Source organism: Thalassospira lucentensis, from assembly GCF_001613805.1.
Taxonomy (GTDB): domain Bacteria; phylum Pseudomonadota; class Alphaproteobacteria; order Rhodospirillales; family Thalassospiraceae; genus Thalassospira; species Thalassospira lucentensis_A.
In genome coordinates, this window is sequence record NZ_LPVY01000011.1 from 191,949 (window position 1) to 211,683 (window position 19,735).

At 54.7% G+C, this 19,735-nt stretch carries 17 protein-coding genes; 6 read left to right on the plus strand and 11 right to left on the minus strand.

Features of this window, described 5'->3' with window-relative positions:
* A complete protein-coding gene (locus AUP42_RS10930; protein ID WP_062951638.1) occupies window positions 1-297 on the minus strand; it encodes a YggT family protein in 297 nt (98 codons plus the stop codon).
* A gap of 325 nt (window positions 298-622) precedes the next feature.
* Here AUP42_RS10930 and AUP42_RS10935 point away from each other — a divergent pair, with 325 nt between their 5' ends.
* Window positions 623-1,219, plus strand: coding sequence for a DNA-3-methyladenine glycosylase I (locus AUP42_RS10935; RefSeq protein WP_062951639.1), 597 nt, complete (start codon window positions 623-625; stop codon window positions 1,217-1,219).
* On the opposite strand, the gene AUP42_RS10940 is transcribed toward AUP42_RS10935, so the two are convergent.
* The 6 genes from AUP42_RS10940 to AUP42_RS10965 all read right to left on the minus strand — a co-directional run bounded on the left by AUP42_RS10940 (window position 1,216) and on the right by AUP42_RS10965 (window position 11,356).
* A complete protein-coding gene (locus tag AUP42_RS10940; protein WP_062951640.1) occupies window positions 1,216-2,256 on the minus strand; it encodes a LacI family DNA-binding transcriptional regulator in 1,041 nt (346 codons plus the stop codon). The genes AUP42_RS10935 and AUP42_RS10940 overlap by 4 nt on opposite strands.
* A 273-nt stretch (window positions 2,257-2,529) precedes the next feature.
* Entirely contained in the window at window positions 2,530-3,153 is a 624-nt protein-coding gene (locus AUP42_RS10945) for an alpha-ketoglutarate-dependent dioxygenase AlkB family protein (RefSeq protein WP_062951641.1), read from the minus strand.
* A 100-nt stretch (window positions 3,154-3,253) separates the two neighbouring features.
* Window positions 3,254-4,705, minus strand: coding sequence for an efflux transporter outer membrane subunit (locus tag AUP42_RS10950; protein ID WP_062951642.1), 1,452 nt, complete (start codon window positions 4,703-4,705; stop codon window positions 3,254-3,256).
* Between the two features lies 1 nt (window position 4,706).
* Window positions 4,707-7,859, minus strand: a complete 3,153-nt coding sequence (locus tag AUP42_RS10955; protein WP_062951643.1) for an efflux RND transporter permease subunit — start codon at window positions 7,857-7,859, stop codon at window positions 4,707-4,709.
* Window position 7,860: 1 nt separating this feature from the next.
* Window positions 7,861-8,994: an efflux RND transporter periplasmic adaptor subunit gene (locus tag AUP42_RS10960; RefSeq protein ID WP_062951644.1), complete on the minus strand. Its 1,134-nt coding sequence runs from the start codon at window positions 8,992-8,994 to the stop codon at window positions 7,861-7,863.
* A 262-nt stretch (window positions 8,995-9,256) separates the two neighbouring features.
* Window positions 9,257-11,356: a methyl-accepting chemotaxis protein gene (locus AUP42_RS10965; protein ID WP_062951645.1), complete on the minus strand. Its 2,100-nt coding sequence runs from the start codon at window positions 11,354-11,356 to the stop codon at window positions 9,257-9,259.
* 345 nt (window positions 11,357-11,701) lie between these two features.
* Between AUP42_RS10965 and AUP42_RS10970 the strand changes: the two genes are divergently transcribed.
* The 5 genes from AUP42_RS10970 (at window position 11,702) to AUP42_RS10990 (ending at window position 15,980) form a co-directional block, all read left to right on the plus strand.
* Entirely contained in the window at window positions 11,702-12,595 is an 894-nt protein-coding gene (locus tag AUP42_RS10970) for an AraC family transcriptional regulator (RefSeq protein WP_062951646.1), read from the plus strand.
* A 134-nt stretch (window positions 12,596-12,729) separates the two neighbouring features.
* On the plus strand, window positions 12,730-13,518 hold the full coding sequence (locus AUP42_RS10975; RefSeq protein WP_062951647.1) for an AzlC family ABC transporter permease: 789 nt from the start codon (window positions 12,730-12,732) through the stop codon (window positions 13,516-13,518).
* Window positions 13,515-13,847 (plus strand): AzlD family protein, encoded by a 333-nt coding sequence (locus tag AUP42_RS10980; RefSeq protein WP_062951648.1) that lies wholly within the window; start codon window positions 13,515-13,517, stop codon window positions 13,845-13,847. The genes AUP42_RS10975 and AUP42_RS10980 overlap by 4 nt, the downstream gene beginning before the upstream one ends.
* 102 nt (window positions 13,848-13,949) lie before the next feature.
* Window positions 13,950-15,041, plus strand: coding sequence for a thymidylate synthase (locus tag AUP42_RS10985; RefSeq protein WP_062951649.1), 1,092 nt, complete (start codon window positions 13,950-13,952; stop codon window positions 15,039-15,041).
* Window positions 15,042-15,980 (plus strand): hypothetical protein, encoded by a 939-nt coding sequence (locus tag AUP42_RS10990; RefSeq protein WP_062951650.1) that lies wholly within the window; start codon window positions 15,042-15,044, stop codon window positions 15,978-15,980.
* Here the strand turns inward: AUP42_RS10990 and AUP42_RS10995 are convergent.
* The 4 genes from AUP42_RS10995 to AUP42_RS11005 all read right to left on the minus strand — a co-directional run.
* Window positions 15,965-17,086: an ImmA/IrrE family metallo-endopeptidase gene (locus tag AUP42_RS10995; RefSeq protein ID WP_062951651.1), complete on the minus strand. Its 1,122-nt coding sequence runs from the start codon at window positions 17,084-17,086 to the stop codon at window positions 15,965-15,967. The two genes, AUP42_RS10990 and AUP42_RS10995, sit on opposite strands and share 16 nt — an antisense overlap.
* Window positions 17,083-17,409, minus strand: a complete 327-nt coding sequence (locus tag AUP42_RS21385) for a hypothetical protein (RefSeq protein ID WP_156484599.1) — start codon at window positions 17,407-17,409, stop codon at window positions 17,083-17,085. Before AUP42_RS21385 ends, AUP42_RS10995 begins: the two co-directional genes overlap by 4 nt.
* A 154-nt stretch (window positions 17,410-17,563) precedes the next feature.
* Entirely contained in the window at window positions 17,564-19,159 is a 1,596-nt protein-coding gene (locus tag AUP42_RS11000) for a peptide chain release factor 3 (RefSeq protein ID WP_062951652.1), read from the minus strand.
* Window positions 19,160-19,269: 110 nt separating this feature from the next.
* The coding region (locus tag AUP42_RS11005) for a permease (protein WP_197468271.1) at window positions 19,270-19,735 on the minus strand (466 nt) is incomplete at its 5' end.

A 19,735-nucleotide genomic window follows, 5' to 3' on the forward strand; every position in this document is an offset into this window, starting at 1 on the left:
TTAGTAACCCATCACGGCTGCGCGCACGTCTGTCTGAATCAGCATGTTGGCGAATTGCAGGATCAGGATCAGGATGATCGGCGAAATATCAATGCCACCCAGATTCGGAATGATCCGGCGGATCGGTCGCAATGCCGGTTCGGTAATCCGGTACAGGAAATCGCCAACCATATAAACGAACCGGTTGCTGGAATTGATCACGTCAAATGCCACAAGCCATGAAAGGATTGCCGAAGCAATCAGCATGAAAATGTAGATACCAATAACGGTGTCAATAAGCCAAAAAATCGCCAGCATCGCCGCTCCTTCTCGCAGTCGGTCCAGATCGGGCCGATCTGATCGGAATTGTGTTAACACGCTGCAAAACCTAGTCGGCCTTGGCCTCGGGCGCAAGCACAGAGCGCCTAATTTGCGATGCTTTAATCAAGTTTTCCACATGATGTGACTTGCTTCACCAGACATCGCGCAGTTTTGGCTCCATCATTTCGCAAAAATGATCGGGCAAAGCCACCTTTCGACAGTTTCTGTCAGGAGAAATGTCAGGATAAAGTCATCAGGCTTGCCAGGTCCACCGATCCCATCCAAAAATGCGCAGCCATCAAACGACAAAGAAGGATCGATCATGTCGGCGAACACGCTCCCCCGTTGTAAATGGGCCGAAACCCATCTCGACAAGCCGTTTTACGTCGACTACCACGATCAGGAATGGGGCGTTCCGGTCCATGATGACCGGCATTTTTTCGAAATGCTGATCCTCGAAGGTGCGCAGGCGGGTTTAAGCTGGCTGACGATCCTTGCGCGGCGCGACACCTATCACGCGGCTTACGATAATTTCGATGTCCAGAAGATCGCGAAATATGACGAAGCCAAACAACAATCGCTTTTGGCCGATCCGGGCATCATCCGCAACCGGGCCAAGGTCGCGGCAAGCATCCTTAATGCCAACGCCTTCATCGAAATCCAGAAGGAATTTGGCAGTTTTGATGCCTATATCTGGGATTTCATCGGCGGCAAACCGGTCATCAACCACTGGAAGGCCATGTCCGACGTGCCCATATCCACCGCACTTAGCGATGCCCTGTCCAAGGACCTCAAAAAACGCGGCATGAAGTTCGTCGGCACCACGATCATGTATTCCTTCATGCAGGCCACCGGCCTTGTGATGGACCACACCACCGATTGTCACTGCTACGCGGCCCTTTCGGGTAAATCGGCTTAGGCCGTCGATCCGCGGACAAGCAGGCTGGTTTCAAGAACGCGGTTGTCGCTTTCCGCCTCGCCAAGCGCCATTTCGGCCGCCAGCCGCCCTTTTTCAACAGAATCCTGTCGGATGCTCGATAATGGCGGGTCGGTGCGTTCGCCCTCCGCAATACCATCAAAGCCGATGACCTTAAGATCATCGGGGACTTTGCGGCCACTTGCGCGCGCGCCATCAAGTGCACCGATGGCAATCACATCGGACATCGCCAGAATACCGTCGATTTCCGGGTGATCACGCAACATGGTTTCGACCATTTCTGCACTGTGCGATGACATGTTTTCGCATTCGATATGAACGATATCCTCAATCGCGATCCCGGCCTTCTTAAGGGCCGCGTGATACCCGCCAAGCCGTTCACGCACCACACGGTGGCTGACTGCACCGCGGCGTTTGGCGTTCATCGGGCCGAAATTTTCCGCCTTATTGGCCTGCAGGGACAGGATGGCAAACCTGCGCGCTCCGCAATCAATCAAATGCTGGGCCGCCATTTGCGCCCCGGCAAAATCATCAAGCACCACGGTGCCCGCCGCCCCGGCGATATCGGTATCAATGCAGACCAGTGGCTGGTTGCGGCGCTGAATGGCGGAAATGATGTCGTTATCGTCGGAATAGCAATGCACCAAAAAGGCATCGACGGCGGCATTGTTGATCGCGGTAATCGCCTGTTCGGGATTTTCGGCGGAAATGATCATCATATTGACTGCCTGCCGGGCACATTCCCGCCCGACACCGCGCAGAAGCTCAATCGCCACCGGGTCGCTGAAGGCATATTCAAGGTTATCGGGAAACACCACGCCAAGCGCCCCGGCCTTGCCGGTGCGGAGCATCCGCGCCATCACATGCGGCCCGCGATAGCCAAGCTCCCTGGCAACTTCCAGAATGCGTTCCCGGACTTCCTTGCGAACCAAATCAGGCTTGCCAAAGGCATTTGATGCCGTGCCCTGCGATACCCCGGCCGCCTTGGCCACATCCAGAAGACGTACCCGTTTTGCCATCCTTGCGATGTCTCCCCTTTATTCACCCCGGCTTGCGGATCAACCGGTCATCCCGTGACATTTTTTTGAATCGGTTCATCCCGATATTGACAGAACCCCTTCTGAACCGCCACACTGCATTCATTGAATCGATTCATTCTTGCACGCACCGATTGCACAACAGCCTATGCGTTTGTCCGTTTGCACCCTGGTGTTGACGGTTTTCCCGGCAATCTCGAATTGCTGACTTCAAGCCGCCCTGACCGGGGCGGCTTTTTTCACAGCCCCCCGAACTCATCGACCGCGCACCTTGTTTTCCGGCGCGGTATGACGGAATGTCAGATTAATCCGCGGTCCGATCTGGCGCGCGGTTTTGGGGATCTGATGTAACCAGTGATGCTGTGTCGCGCCCCGCATGATCAGCAACGAATTATGCGGCAGATCGACACTGACCCGATCCCCGGTTTTCTTGTGCCGGAAATGGAACCGCCGTTCCTCGCCAAATGACAGGCTGGCAATCACCGGATTTTCGCCCAGCACATCCTCGTCATCGGCATGCCACGAAACACTGTCGCGCCCGTCGCGATAATGGTTCAGAAGAACCGTGTTAAACGAGGCACCGGATTTTTCTTCCGCCAGCTCGCGAAGTGGGGCGACGATTTTCGGAAATGGCGATGCCGGGTGATAAACACCGCTATAACGATAGGCCACATCGCCATACCATGCCGTCAATCGCGGCACGGCAATCTCGCGCCCCATCAGCCTGGCAATTTCCTGCTGCCAGACAATACCGCTTAACAGCCGTTCAAACGCGCGATCCGCATCACTTGCCGCCATGACCTCACGCAGCAGCAATGCCTCCCCGTCAAAGGGCAGCAGATTGTGTGGTGGTTCATTGGCAAACAGATCGCCCGTCATTTTCTTCCCCGGTTCACGATACCCAAGACCTAGGCCGAACTGACGGCGAAAACAAGCAACAGCTTATGGAAATCAGCGTTATTACAGATGTTTGGCGGCGTTAGCCATTATTCATGTCAATCCCGGCCTTGTCGGCATAACGTTCGACATCATCAACGCTAAGTCCGACCGCGGCATAAAGATTGATGGTTTCCAGTTCCAGATCGGTTTCCGCATCCGCAAGGTCCTGCTGCGACTGCGTCAGGGTGCGCTGCGAATCAAGCACATCAAGGAAGTTTGAAAGCCCCTGAACATACCGCACCCGCGACTGCTCGAACGCCTGACGGTGATACTGCACCGATGAAATCAGGGAATCGCGTTGCTGAACCGCCCCGACATAGCCGTAAATCGCACTTTCAACATCCTGAATGGCGACCAGAAGCGTCTGCTGATAGCTGTAGAATGCCTGCTGCGCCTGTTGTTCGGCAACATCTATATCGGCCTGCCGTGCCCCGCCATCATACAGCGTCGCATCAATCACTGCCCCGATGGCGGCCATCGCGGTACGGACAATCGGCCCCGAGCCATATCCCGTCGCTCCAAGCGCGAGTGACCCGTCCAGCGTCAATTCGGGATAAAGATCAGCCGTCTGAACCCCAATTTCAGACGTCGCGGAAATCAATGAAAGCTCCGCTGCGCGGACATCGGGGCGACGGCGCAAAAGATCGGCCGGAATACCAATCGGCGGCGCACTGTCAAATTCCGGCAGCGGCTGCACATCCACCAGACGATCACGATAGGTCCCTGGCTGCGCGCCCAGAAGGATGGCAATCGCGTTGATCGACCGGTCAATATCGGTCTGCAATGTCGGCAATGTCGCCTCGATATCGGAAACCTCGGCACGGGCACGCGACAGATCAAGCTCGGACGCCAGCCCCGTCTGCATGCGGACCTGAACGATGTTGCTGGTCTGGCGTTGCAGATCGAGCGAACTGCGCAGCAATTCCTGACGCTTCTGCGTACCGCGCAGCTCGATATAGTTGCGCACGATATCGGCAATCACCGTCAGATAAACGTCCTCGCGCAGGTAAACCTGTTCCAGATAATCCGCCAGCGCGACTTCGTCCTCGCGCTGCTGCCCGCCCCAGACATCCGCCGTCCATGAAAAATCGATGCCGGCCCCAAATCCGAGGTCCGTCGTCTGATCGCCGCGTTCGCGCGATGATGTGCCGCGTTCGGCATCACCATTAACACTGGCACCGACCTCAATGCCATTTGCCCCCGATACCCCGCGCGCCACCGCACGGGCTTCCTCGATCCGGCTGGCCGCGATCCGCAAATCAAGGTTATTGGCAAGACCAAGCGCGATCAGATCGCGCAAAACCGGATCACTGGTGCTTTCCCACCAACGGCCATGGTCGGCCTGATTGGCTGCAATTACCGGCACCGGCGGGGTATAGGCCCCGACAAGATCAAATTTCGGCGCAACATAATCCGGCCCGACCGTCTGGCAGGCCGAAAGTCCGATCAGAAGCGGCAGGGCACAACAGATTGAAAGACGTTTTACAGACATTCTAGCTGGTACTTCCTTCAATCTCGCCCTTGTCGGGAATGCTTTCCGCAGATCGCAACTGGCTTTGCAGTTTCTTGCCCCCATCGGCACGGGCCGAAACCAGCGGCGCCAGCAGAAGGTAAAGAACCGGTGTCAGAAACAGGGTAAAGACCGTCGCAAAACCAAGCCCGCCAAACACCACCCAGCCAATCGCCGCACGCGCCTCGGCCCCGGCTCCGGTGCCAAGCACAAGCGGCAACCCGCCAAGCACGGTCGAAATCATCGTCATCATGATCGGCCGCAGGCGGATCATCGCCGCATCATGAACGGCTTCGCGCACGGATTTCCCGGCATCGCGCAACTGATCGGCAAATTCCACCACCAGAATGCCGTTCTTGGCCATAAGCCCGACCAGCATCACCAACCCGATCTGGCTATAGATATTGATCGATGTGCCGCTAAGGCCCAGCGCATAAATTGCCGCAGCCAACCCGAACGGAACGGTCAGGACAACCACAAGGGCCGACATGAAGCTTTCGAACTGCGCGGCAAGCACCAGCAACACGACAAGCACCGCAATCAGGAACGTGATCTGCACATCATGCGATGTTTCGCCAAGTGTCGCCGCATCGCCAAGGAACAGGACGCTCATGCCCGGTGGCAGCACCCTGTCTGCAACCTCGTCAATATCGACAACCGCCTGCTGCAGGGTATAACCCGGCGCAAGATTGCCCGAAATCTTGACCGCACGCTGCTGCCCTTCGCGTTCAAGTTCGGATGCAACCGCTTCTTCGGTCAGACTGATGACCGATGACAGCGGCAAAATACGCCCCTCGCCATTGCTGACAAACAGGTTCTCAAGATCGGATGGGTCATTGATGCTGCCCGCACTGCTGCGCAGCTTCACCGGGATGTTTTCATCATCCACCGTGATCTCGGTAACTTCATATCCCTCGATCATCGTGCGAAGGGTCGTATCAAGACTTTCAATCGGAATGCCAAGGTCAAAGGCCCGCTGCCGGTCAATATTCACCAGCAATTGCGGCTGGGTCGTCTGATAGGAAACCCGAAGCCCGACAAACTGGGGATAATTCGCCTCAAGCTCCTGCTGCATGGCGCGCGCATTCGCCGCCAGCGTGCGGTAATTCGTCCCCGTCAGGGCAAATTCAAATCCCTCGCCGGTACCACCACGCAAACCAAGGCTGTTGGGCTGATAGACAAAGGCCTGAACACCGGGCAATGCCTCAAGACTTCCGCGGATCGAATTACTGATATCCTGCTGGCTGCGGCTGCGCTCGTTCCACGGCACCAGTGGTGCAATCACAAGCGCACGGTTCGGATCCCAAAGCCCGACAATGGTATAGATGTTATAGGCATCACCGGCCTCGACAATCGGACGCAGGATGTTTTCAACCGTTTCGACCTGCCGGTCCATGTAATCGATGCCAACCCCGTCCGGCCCGCGCAGCGATACAAGAATACGCCCGCGATCCTCGTCGGGCAGAAGTTCCTGTGTGACCGTGTTATAGACCCCAAATGCCAGCACCCCGGCGAAGATCGACACGATCAGGGTAATCAGCGGGAACCGCAAAACCCATTCCAGAATGTATTTGTAAACACCCGAACAATAGAGGCCGATCCGTTCAAGGAAGTTGGGCTTGGCATCCTTTTGCCCGTCATGCGGGTCGATATGCTTTAACCGCGATGCCAGCATCGGACACAGCGACAGAGCCACAAACGACGACACCGCAACCGAAAATGCCAGCACGAAACCAAATTCCCGGAAAAGGCGGCCCGCCGTGCTGGGCAAAAACGAAATCGGCACAAACACCGATACCAGCGTCAGTGTGGTGGCAATTACCGCAAAAAACACCTGCCGCGTTCCCAGAACCGCGGCCGCCATCGATCCCAATCCCTGATGACGGCGGCGCTGGATGTTTTCCAGCACCACAATCGCATCATCAACAATCATCCCCGTCGCCAGAACAAGCGCCAGCAACGTCAGGATATTGATCGAAAAGCCCATCATCCAGATCGCGGCCACCGTCCCGACAAGCGCGATCGGAATGGTCACCGTCGGGATCAGTGTCGCGGTAAAGGACCGCAGGAACAGATAAAGCACGCCGATCACGATAATGATGGCCAGCGCCAGACTGTTCAGAACCTCCCAAAGCGCGCCTTCGATAAACACCGCATCGTCCGAGTTCACGAAAACGTCGATATCGTCGTACTGGCTGTTCAGCCGTTCGGCCACCTCGCGAATGCCATCCGATATCGCAATCGTGTTTGACTGCGCCTGCCTGACAACGCCAAGCCCGATCACGGTCCGGCCATCAAGGCGCACATAGGACGTCGCATCATCGGGCCCGTAATAGACATCCGCCACATCACCCAGCCGCACCTGATTGCGGATGAACATCTGTTTGACGTCCTCGACCTCCCAGACCGACGCATCCGCCCGGACAAAAAGCTTCTGATCGCTGGAATCAAAACTGCCGGCGGGAATGTCGAACTTGGCGGTTCTCAGAACATCGGCAACGTCCTGAACCGAAAAGCCGTAACTGGCCAGTCGCAGCGGATCGACCCGGACATGCAGAACCTTTTCGCGTTCGCCATTGATCGTGATTTCGGCCACACCGGGCACGGAAAGCAGCGCCGGGCTGATCTGGTCATCAACGATATTGGCGAGCTCTTCCTCGGTCAGCCGATTGCTGACCACCGCAAGCCGCATGATCGCACTGGCATCCGCATCCGCCTTGACCACGCGGACATCCTCAACCTCGTCGGGAAGGGTTCTTGACGCGCGGCTGACCGCCTCGCGAATATCATTGGCCGCATCATTGATTTCAATGTCGGGATAAAATTCGACGCGAACCCGCGACGTGCCTTCTTCGCTGTTTGAACTGATGCGTTTGACACCACTGACGCGCGACGCTGCCCCTTCAAGAAGGCTTGTGACCTCGGCATCAACCGTTTCGGGCGAGGCCCCGTCATAGGTCGCATAAACCGTGACCGTCGGCTGATCAACGTTGGGCAGCTCGCGGATTTCAACACCCAGCATGGCGGCAAGACCCGCCAGAATGATCAAAAGCGACACCACGGAAATAAGAACGGGGCGACGGATGCTGAGTGACGCCAGATCATTCTGGTTTTCGTTCTGATTCCCGTCCTGCATGTTACGACCCTTCGCCGGTGCCGTTGCGCTGGGCAACACCGGTTTCATCGCCGCTGCGGATGGTCGCCGCCACATCTCGGCCCGGCCGCAGGCGCAGCACGCCTTCGACCACCACCAGATCACCCTTGGCAATCGGCCCGTCAAGCAGGATGCGTCCCTGTGTCCGCTTTACGACACGGACCGGAACCCGTTCGACCTTGTCATCCTTGATCCGCCAGACATAGGTGCCACCATCGCCCCACAAAACCGAAATTTCCGGAACCGACGGATAAGTCTGGCCTTCGATATCGACATAAACAGCAAAGGACATCCCCGAAAGAAGTCTTCCGGTCGGGTTGGGAATGCGCGCACGCACATTGAATGTGCGGCTTTCGGGATCAATACGGCTGGCGATTGAATCAACCGTCCCCTCAAACCATTCCCCCGGCAGGCTCCAGGTTTCCACCCGAAGCGACTGCCCGATTTTCACATTGTCAAACCGGGTTTCGGAAACTTCAAAATCGACCAGAACGCTTTCGACATTATCAAGTGTCGCGATCAATGTGGAACTGTCCACACGGTCGCCGGGCTCCACCTGCGGAATGCCAACCGTGCCATTGAACGGGGCCAGAATGGTGCGGTCGGCAAGGTCAACCTCGGCCTGATCCAGCCTTATGCGCGCCTCGGCAAGGGCGGTGCGTGCCGCATCCACCTCGCTTGCCGATACCGCGCCAAGCGGACGGGCCTGCTCGTACCGGTCCAGAAGCTGGCTTGCATCCTTGACCTGCACTGATGCCAGATCACGCGCCAGCCGTTCCCGATCGGAATCAAGGATCAAAAGAACCTGCCCGCGTGAAACCGTTTCACCGGCATGAAAAAGAACATCACTGACTTCGCCCGAAACTGCCGGATAGATCGAAACGCCCAGTGTCGACCGACCGGTTCCGACCGCCTCGACAACCGTCTTTTCTTCCATGATGCTGGCATATTCGGCAATCACCGGCAGGGCCGGGTTGCCCGAACGGCTTGCGCCATCGCCCCCGGCAACGCTTCCTGCCCCGACAAAAGGCAACATCCCTTTGTCATAGGCAAACCAGCCGCCACCGGCCGCGGCAATAACCAACAGAAATACGACTAGCCTACCTGTGCGTGACATCGAATGCCCGTTCTCGTGTGTTCTGGAATCATGCAAATACATCGCTGAAAATGTCTTAAAGTCAGTATCATAGACCTTACGTTAGTTCCCCGAAGGCAGCGACCGGAAAATTGTATCAGAAATGTCGCAACTTGTACTCATCAGGTAATAGGTTCAATAGGCCGATCCGGATCACCCGCACAGCCCCAGAAGCACAAAAGCCCGTGCAATGCTGCACAGGCTTTTGGCTGGTTAAATGACCAAAATCAGCGAAAAAGCCGGATCAGGCAGCCCCACGAATATATTGCGCCGGGAAATCAACAAGATTGGACGCCTCGTCCATCTCGCCGTCATCCCCATCAGCACGACTTTCATCACTCGCGGCGGATTCCACCGCCCGGTCAAGCGACCCGGAAAGCTCGGTCACATTACGATCAACCTCGTCCGCCCGACGTGTCAGATCGATGCTCAGTTTCCGCGTCACCTCGATATCGCGCGATACCTCGTGGATGGCATTGCTGACATGAAGCGCCGCATCACTGGCCGATGCAATCGCAAGGCTGATTTCCTCGGTCTCGCGGCGCTGATGTTCAACATCACCTGCCACTTCTTCGGAAATCGACATCATGTCGCGCACGGTCACACCGACATCTTCCATCGACCGAACACAACGGTCCGTCACATTGCCCATCGCACTGACATGGGCTGTGATCTGCTCGGTTGCCTGCGCGGTTTGACCTGCAAGGTTCTTGACCTCGGCCGCGACCACGGCAAAGCCTTTGCCCGCTTCGCCTGCGCGTGCCGCCTCGATGGTCGCGTTAAGCGCCAGAAGGTTGGTCTGCCCTGCAATCCCGCGGATCAGATCGACAATCTGCTCGATACTGGTCGCCACTTCGCGAAGGTCATCGACCGCCTCGGCGGATTGCTGGGTCGATCCCACCGCGTTCTGGGCAATGGCGCGCTGCCGGTCAACCCGGTTGGCAATCGACCCGATGGCATCGGAAAGCCGCGTTGCCGCCTCGCTGATCGAATGGGCGTGCGACTGGCTTTGTTCGGCCGCATTGGTCGCCATTTCGGTCTGGCCGGTCACACGTTCGGCGGCGGCAGCAACCTCGCCCACCGCATCACGCATCCGGGTCACCTGATGGGTGACGGATTGCACAAGACCTGCGGTTTCGCCTTCGATGGTCTCGGCCATCGCCCCCAGGGATGCGCGGCGTTTTTCTTCTTCCTCGCGCTGAAGGGCAATGCGTTCCTCGGCCATCTGTTCGATCTTAAGCGCATTTTCGCGGAAGATCGCCACGGTTCGCGACATCGCACCAAATTCATCACCGCGATTGAAATCGACCAGATCGATATCGGTGTTGTTTTCGCTTAACCGTGTCATATCGCCATTCACCCGACGCAACGGACGCAGGATGCTAAGCGCAATCGTGATCGCCAGACCAAACGCGATCAGCGCACCGATCCCGGCCACCACCATATTGGTGATCGCCTTGTTTTCGGATTCACCATGTGCAGCCTCGACCAGCATATTCTGACCCGCCACGGCTTCCTCGCGGATATCCTGGGTGATCGCCTGCACTTCGCGGACGGCTGACTTGAAATCATCCATTGATTGACGGAAGCCACCGATCGACCCCTCAAGCTGGTTCGCCCCCTGCTTCAACAGGTCATTGTCGCGCACCGCATAGGAAAACAGCTTCTTGTCCGCGCGTTTCAACCCATCGACCGAATTTTTGATTTCTTCCTGAAGGTCGGTCAGGGTCGAGGTTTCCGTGCGTGCCGCATCAAGTGATTCCGGGGTGCGCAGGATCGCATATTGCAGGCTGTTGACGATGGCACTGAGGTTCGCCGAACCAAGTTTGTCGGCATATTTTTCGGCAAGTGCCGGATCGCGTTTGGTGATGAAATCAACCAGTTCGCCCGCCGATTTGCCAAGCTGATGGGCTCCAAGAAGCATGGTGTCGGACGCCGCCGTCAGGTTTTCCGCCCGCAGGACAAGCGGCTCAAGCGTTGCGATATATTCCGCATTAAGGCTCTCAAGCGCGTCTGCCTTTTCGCTGTCACCCTCGGCACGAAGCTGATTGATCAGGGCCGCACCGCTGGCTTCGGCACTTTCGCGGATGGTCGAAATACCCTCGCGATCCATCGGGTCAACCGTCTGCGCAAACAGAAGAACCTGGTTCGACAGACGTTCAAGCTTCAATGCATATTCGTTTGCAAGCCCGACAAGCTGGGTGCTTTTTGCAATACGGTCGGCATGCCCGCCAAAGCCCAGCAGATACCAGGATGACAGGGCGCTTAACCCTAGCAGCATGACGACAAGCACAAGAAAGCCCGCAAAAATGCGATAGCCAATGCGAATACGGTCGAGAAACATGGGATCTCCAATGATCCGGAATGTGGGACATTTCCGCGATCAATAACCCGGCTTTCGCGTCGTTTTTGTAACAGTTAGATGAAATCCCCATTTGTCTATTCGAATTCGCACAGATGAGGACGTTCGAATGTTCATTCGAACATTTGCTGCGTTGCAAAATAAGCCAACCGAACCCGCCTTATACCATTGCACAAGCCGGCCCTATGCGTATGTCAGAGGCCAAAAACGGCAGAATCCGTGACCTGTTTATCGATTCGCACGTAAGGCACGCAGCCCCGAAAAACCACCCGATTAAACAGCAAGAATATGCAAGCCGAACGGCAACCGAGTGATTATACTTGCCCCATGGCCAATGCAGTTCGACCCAATCCTGCGCGCAGCGCACCCGATCACCATCGGGAAATCGCCCGTCACTGGCGCGCGGCGGACGGGATTGATTTGTTCGAAGCCGATTACAAACGCTTCTCCTTTCCCAAACACAGCCATGATTATTATGCGTTCGGCACCATCCTGAACGGGGCCGAACAATTCATGACCGGCGGCACCAACTATGTCGCCAGACGTGGTCAGTTGCTGATGATGAACCCGATGCAGGTCCATGACGGCGGCCCGGCATCCGATGACGGTTACCAGTATCAGATCATGTTTATCGCGCCTGAAATCTTTGGCGATCTGGTGGCCGAGCTCTCCCCCAACAGCACCGGCCTGCCGTTTTTTGGCAATCATGTGGTCGATGACCCGGAACTGCATCTGCAACTGCAATCCCTGCACCGCATGTTCCGCCCCGACCTTGATCAGACAACAACCCTGCTCGAACGCGACAGCCAGCTTCTGTACAGTGCCGCCCGCCTGGCCCTTCGCCATGCCGATGCGCCGCCCTTTTCCTATCAACCGGGCTCCGAAGACAAACGTGTGCGTGCCGTCATCGACTATATGGCCGATCATCTTGATGCCAACATATCGCTTGATGAACTGGCAAGCCTGACCGGGCTCAGCCGCTTTCACCTGCTGCGCGTCTTCCGCCATGCCACCGGCTTGCCACCGCACACCTATTTCAATCACATGCGTCTGCGCCGCGCAAAACGGATGCTGTTTGACGGCTTTGGCATCGCCGATGTCGCCGCGGCCACCGGCTATGCCGATCAAAGCCACCTCAACCGTCATTTCAAAACCATGTGGGGCGTCAGCCCCGGCGCCTTCATCGCGGGCCTAGCCCCCGCAGCCAAAAAATCCCGCTAGCCCCCGGCTTGATTACGAAACAGCAATATCGTCCAATATTCCTGTTTGGAACTTCCCTAGATTAAGGGCAGGCTCCTCGCCCACCACCAATAGTCATAAGTCGCCACCAGCGATAAAAAACGGAAACGCACAAGATGTCTCGCCCCGGATCTGCCCCGACACGGCATTTCGATGCCGACACCATTAGACGCGGCGCCCTCGCCTGCCTGCCCCTGCTGCCCAGCACCATGATCTTTGGCGCGGTGCTGGGCGTGCTCGCCACACAGCGCGGCCTGTCGCTGGGTGAACTTCTGTTCATGAGCCTCACGGTCTTTGCCGGATCGGCACAGTTTGTGTCCGTCGATCTGTGGCGCGAAACCATCCCTGCTGCCACCATCATTGTCGCAACGGCGGTGATCAATCTGCGCTATGTCCTGATCGGCGCATCCCTGCGCCCGGTGTTTCGTGGCCGTCCGCTCTGGGTCAAAATCTGCGGCATGCATATGGTGGCCGATGAAAACTGGGCCGTCACCATGACGCAGGAAAACCTTGCCAATCCGGGCTTCCTGCTCGGTGGCGGGATTTTCCTTGGCATTGTCTGGGCGACGGGCAACACCATCGGCTATCTGCTGGGCGGGGGCATACCCGACCCGAATGTCTATGCGCTTGATTTCGCCTTTACCGCCGTCTTTGCCGCACTCACGGTCGGCATGTGGAAGGGTCGGGTTGATCTTCTGCCGTGGCTGGCGGCTGCCATCGGATCTCTGATCGGGCATTACACCTTGCCCGGCACATGGTCGATCCTTGCCGGTGCCGGGGCCGGGGTTGTGGTTGCCGCCCTGACATGGCGCAAAGACATGGACGACACCGCACCCGAACCTGAAATAGCAGCAGATACCTTTGGCGCCCCCGAAGGCACCTATTCGACGGAGGCCGGCAAATGATGAGTTTCCCCGATCTGACCACTTTCAGCACCGCCTCGGTCCTGACCATTCTTGGCATGGCGATTGTCACTTATGGCATGCGCCTTGGCGGCCTTCTGATGGCCGACCGCCTGCCGCAACACGGTCGCTGGGCGCATGTGCTTGAACGCCTGCCGGGCGCAGTTCTGATTTCCGTCTGGATCCCAAGTGCCCTGTCTGCGGGTTCCATCGGCGTCGCTGGCGCCGCTGCTACCGTGATTACCATGGCGCTTGCCCGAAACCTGTTTGCCGCGATGGCAGTTGGCATGATTCTGGTCGGTGTGGGGCGATATTTTATCGCGAATAGCTAAGCTTGCTTATCTGTATAAACAATATGAAACATTATTAAATTAGAGCTTGAAATAATACACGATGCATCGGAAATTCAACCAAAAGATGAGGCTGAATTTTCAATGTTTCACGCTAGCGGAAAAAGTATCGACGATCTAATGAGATCTGTTTTCAAACAGTTACTCTCCGGTCGAAGTAATTACTTGGTCAACTCGCAAAAAGGCACCAGCACTGAAGTGTTTGGTGCTCTACTTGAACTTGAAAACCCTCGTGCGCGCCTGAGTCGGTCATTTTCAAGAGCCAAGGCCTTTAGTCCGTTGGGTGAATTGTTTTGGTACTTGGCTGGCGATGAAAGCATAGATTTTATCTCTCATTACATCCCAAGCTACCACCAATATTCAAGCGACGGCGTTTTAGCCAAAGGAGCGTATGGGCCAAGATTATTTGGGCATGCAGCCGCAAAAAAACTTACAGGAAAAAGTGAGTGGGATCGGGCATTAAACAATCTTAGAGAGCGCCCCGGCTCAAGAAATGCCGTCATCCAAATTTATTCAAATAAAGATGACAAACCAAAGAATAAAGACAAGCCTTGTACTTGTACGATACAATTCGCTATTCGCAAAAACCGCTTGCTAATGCATACTCACATGCGGTCCAACGATGCATATCTCGGACTTCCTCATGACGTGTTTTCATTCACAATGCTGCAAGAAATAGCAGCGCGTGAACTCGGCGTGGGTTTGGGAGAGTACACCCACTCAGTAGCAAGCCTACACCTTTATCACGACGAGCCCGAATCCACTCAGCAAAGAGCATCTAGTAATCTCCATGCGAAAGCTCAGAGTTATTTCGATGAGGGCTTACATGAGTCTGTTCCGATGCCTGCAATGCCCGAGGGCGACCCGTGGGAAAGCATCAAACATGTTAAAGATGCTGAAGAAGCGATCCGGACGGGAAATCTGGGCTATACTCCTCCCGTTAAATTAGATCCTTACTGGAAGGATTTCGTAAGCTTATTCAGAATTCATAAAATATTTGACATCATCAAAAAGACTAATCCGGACGATACGAAAAAAAACAATCAACTAAGGGAGGTGATAAAAATAATGGGAGAAATGGACAACGTTTATCGTCTTTATATCATGGACAGATTAAACACCAAAAACCCACCGATTCGAGATTTATTTGATTATGCCGACCAAGGAAAGAATTGAATGAAGGGCATCCACAGAGACAAGAAGGCCGATATTCTTCAACGAATTTCGGCCGCGGAGAAATTCTTAGGCCCCTTTCTAGGTTTGACCAACCAGCAACGTCGAAACTGTTGGGCTGACCAAATCATCTCAAGCCTAAGACGGATCGCTTATACAGAAGCATTGCGTTCCAGAGATATCGCCCCATCTCGCGTTGATCCACATTCCAGCGCATTTGACCCAATCAAAGGCGCTATGTACCTAGGTCGGCAAGGAAATATTGATGGAGCAGTTTGGCTGACCTTCATATCAACGCATTTTGGAAAGCACGCTATAGACGGATGGAAGCTCGCCAGAAATGTCTACGGATCTTTCAATTCTGGACCTACTTGGGACTTCGCCGTTTACGGAAACAACCAAAATCTATTTGAAAACATGCTAGCGCAGAACTCGCAAAATCTTTCAAATATTTCCGTATCCGGTCGGTACTCAAATCACAGAAAATACGAAAGCAAAAGCCCCCTTGCCATCGCAAGAACATTTAGAACCTTTTATGAATGGCAAACACAGTTTGGGGGTTTTAGAGATCTTATATTAAATATTCACAAAGAAATAGGCCAAGAACCTACAGGTACTTTTCACAGCCTCTACAATTCAATGCATGGTGTCTCCCGCTTTGGAGGAGGGCGACTTGGGAGGTTTGATTTCCTCACCATGCTCGAAAAGCTCGGCCTTGCACCTATTACACCAGGTAGCGTCTACCTTACCGGTGCATCAGGCCCGTTGTTCGGAGCACGACTACTATTCTTCAATGACACAGACTACGGTATGTCAGGCAAAAATCTAGAACGTCGGGTTGATGCAATCGATGATTATCTCGATGTAGGAAAACAGGTTATCGAAGATAGTCTTTGTAATTGGCAAAAAAGTCCCGATCAGTATGTCTATTTCCGAGGCTGACACATCTCAGGTAGCAAAGTATTACTTTGCCAACGGTAGCGACGTTTTAAATCATTAAATTGGCTCGGTTGCAGCATTCCAAGTTTTTGCATTTGGCCCACTACAATTCCCGGTGTCACCCCCGCTTGACGAGCGACTTTACGCACAAACGGACGAGTAAGTCGTCGATTAGATAGCTCTTGCCTCAAAGCGTTTGGCAATAGGATTTCCTGGGCAAACGTATCCGCTTCATCTTCAATCTGCCCAGAGGCCAATGGGGAAGGATCAACTCCATCGAGAGAGATATGATCTGTTCCATGCAGCACCACGTGAGCGGCTTCGTGAAAAAACGTAAACCAAAAATGATCTTCGCTCAGGTAACGAAAGCTCATCAAGATAACAGGAGCTCCACTATGGTTTGTCCATGTTGCACCGCTAGCGCGGCATCCTTTTGGCGCACGAGAACTGACTAAAGCAATACCATGTTCCGCGCATGCGGCTTGTAGCTTAGGGAAGAACACTTCAGGCCGTTTATATGCACAGAGTATTTTTAGGCTCGGAAGGACATTTCGAAATTTCTTTGCAGAGAATTTACCGAGGCTAAGCTGTTCACTGAACAACTCTCCAGCGCGCAACCAAACCAAAGTAGCCATTTCATCTTCCTCATAAGCGAATGAGGTGCGAAACGCAACTTGACCTATGCCCGTAGAGTATCTTTCATTCCATTGAGAAATACTCTGACAACCGAAAAAACTAAGAATATCGCTCGTGAGTTGATCTCCGCGACTTCCATCAGGTAGCCACCCAAATTCTCGAAGTGACTTAACCGGAAAATCAAGCGCCCATTTTGCGAACGACACGTCTGCTTTAGGCTCTTCAAGCCGAGCTCTATCACTGACAAATTGATCGTAGCGGTTAATCCAGAATTGCCGCGAAGCCCCGAGGAGATCAGAGAGAGCATCCGCAATCTCATCGCAGATTCGAACACGCCCTTCCATGACGCCAATGAACACATCTTCTTCAAAACCAATGCGTTCAGCAAGCTCATGAGTTGAGAGGTTACTCGCTGCAGCAAGTCGGGAAATAGTGTCACCTGGCGGGGAAGCCCAATTGGGTTCGAATATCAAGATAATATCTCCTTGCCCAGTGTCACTGTATCCAAGCGAATGCGATAACAATCTCTCCAAGCTTCATCGTTACTGGTGCTGGCAACTGTAACAACAGTATGCAGAGTACAAGTTGAAGAAACTACCCAGTCAATACGGAAACTTTGATCATCGCGCCTTACTGACGCAGGATTTCCCGGCACATCACCAACAAAAACAGCAGCCCTGAAGTCGGCGATTACACCAATAAATGCCTGTCCGTTATCGGCACCGAGATGCTTATATGCCTTTTTTGAATCTGCTGCCAAGTCTCTCATGAACTTAGTTGAAAAGGTCAGTTCCAAGAACTCGACACCCTACTGCTTGCTATTTATACTTTTGCAGACGCCAAACTCCCCAATGGCGAGAGTATTATCACATAAAATACCCTAAGGTTGAGTAAAGAAAAAGCCACCCTCATCTGAAGGCGGCTTTTTCCGTTTTGATCTGATCCACTGTTTACGCCGCAATCATATTCTGTTCACGCGTCGCTTCGAATTTAAGGTTCGGCCAATCGCGTTGCGTGGTTTCAAGATGCCAGGCATTGCGCGCGATAAAGACCAGCGTTTCGTCGTGATCCTCGAACAGGGCTGACTGGTTGGCATCGCGGAATTTCTTGATTTCCAGCGGATCGCTGCCAATCACCCAGCGCGCGGCATAGGCCGGTGTCGGTTCGAAATGCACCTTGATGCCGTATTCGGCAGAAATGCGTTCTTTGAGAACCTCGAACTGAAGCTGCCCGACCACACCAACGATCCAGTCCGCCCCCATCATCGGTTTAAACACCTGTGATGCGCCTTCTTCGGCAAGCTGCTCCAGCGCGCGCTGAAGATGTTTGCCTTTCAGCGGATCATCAAGGCGCACCTTCTGCAGCAATTCCGGGGCAAAGGCCGGAACACCCCGGAAACGAAGGTCTTCACCCTCAGTCAGGGTATCACCGATGCGCAATGTGCCGTGGTTCGGAATGCCGATGATATCGCCCGGCCATGCTTCTTCGGCAATGTCGCGTTCATTGGCAAAGAACAGCATCGGGTTATGCACCGCCATCTGTTTGCCTGCGCGCACATGCTTCAATTTCATGCCACGTTTGAAATGGCCGGAACACAGGCGGATGAAGGCGATGCGGTCGCGATGATTGGGGTCGATATTGGCCTGCACCTTGAACACAAAGCCCGAAACCTTTGGCTCGGCCGCCTCGACCAGCCGCGTTGCCGCTTCCTGCGGGCGCGGGGTCGGCGCGATATCGCCAATTCCGCGCAGCAATTCACGCACGCCAAAGTTATTGACCGCCGACCCAAAGAAGACCGGTGTCAGATGCCCCTCGCGATAGCTTTGCAAATCAAATGGCGGGCAGATTTCACGCACCATTTCGACTTCTTCACGAAGTTTTTCCAGAAGATAATCCGGGATCAGCTCATCAAGCTTCGGATCATCAAGCCCCTTGATCGGAATGGCTTCCTTGGCGACGTTGCCGCCTTTTTCCATGAACAGAAGCTGATCATTGACCAGATCGTAGCAGCCATGGAAATCACGGCCCGAGCCGATCGGCCATGTCACCGGCGATACATCAAGGGCAAGATCCTGTTCGATCTGATCAATCAGTTCGAACGAATCACGTGCCTCACGGTCAAGCTTGTTAACAAACGTCGTGATCGGCACGTCACGCAGGCGGCAGACCTCAAACAGCTTGCGCGTCTGGGCCTCGATCCCCTTCGCACCGTCAATCACCATGACGGCGGAATCAACCGCAGTCAGAACGCGATAGGTATCTTCGGAAAAGTCTTCGTGGCCCGGCGTATCAAGCAGGTTGAAGATGTTTTTTTCGAACTCGAACGTCATGACGGCCGATGAAACCGAAATACCGCGATCCTGTTCGATCTTCATAAAGTCCGAACGCGCACCGCGCTGTTCCTTTTTCGCCTTCACCGCACCGGCCATCTGAATGGCACCCCCGAAAAGCAGCAGCTTTTCGGTCAGTGTCGTTTTACCCGCATCCGGGTGGGCAATGATGGCAAAGGTACGGCGGCGCGATACCTGCTCGTCGATCGTCGGCATGGTTCATCCATTGATCATGATTTCGGGTTGGCGCGCACTGTACTGATTTTTACAGCGCGCGCCATCCCGAAATCGTCATATCGGACATGAACGCAAAAGAACGTCCGGTTTCATATCACAAGCTGGAAGACCAGCCCCGCAGCAAACGATCCGATCAGGGCATAGGCAAGATACAGGGCAAAAACCGGTTTCTTGACCAATGCAAAAACCGCAATCGCCGCAGGCAGCGATGACACACCGCCCGCCACCAGAAACGCCATGCCAGCACCGGGTTGCATCCCCTGTCCGATCAATCCCCCGACCAGCGGCAGGGCGGCATAACCGTTCAAATAGGCAGGAACCCCGACAAATGTCGCAATCAGGATCGGCAGGATGCCATCCCCACCGACCGCAGCCGACACCGTTTCAGCAGGAACATAAATCAGCATCAGGCTTTCAAGCAAAAAGGCCAGAACCAGCCATTTGCCAAGAAACATCGCGGTTTTAACCCCGTCGCGGCGAAATTTCGTCACACGGTCGCTTTCGCGCCAGAAAGACCATACCGGCGGTTTGGGTGCCCGCATTTTAGCCCCGCCG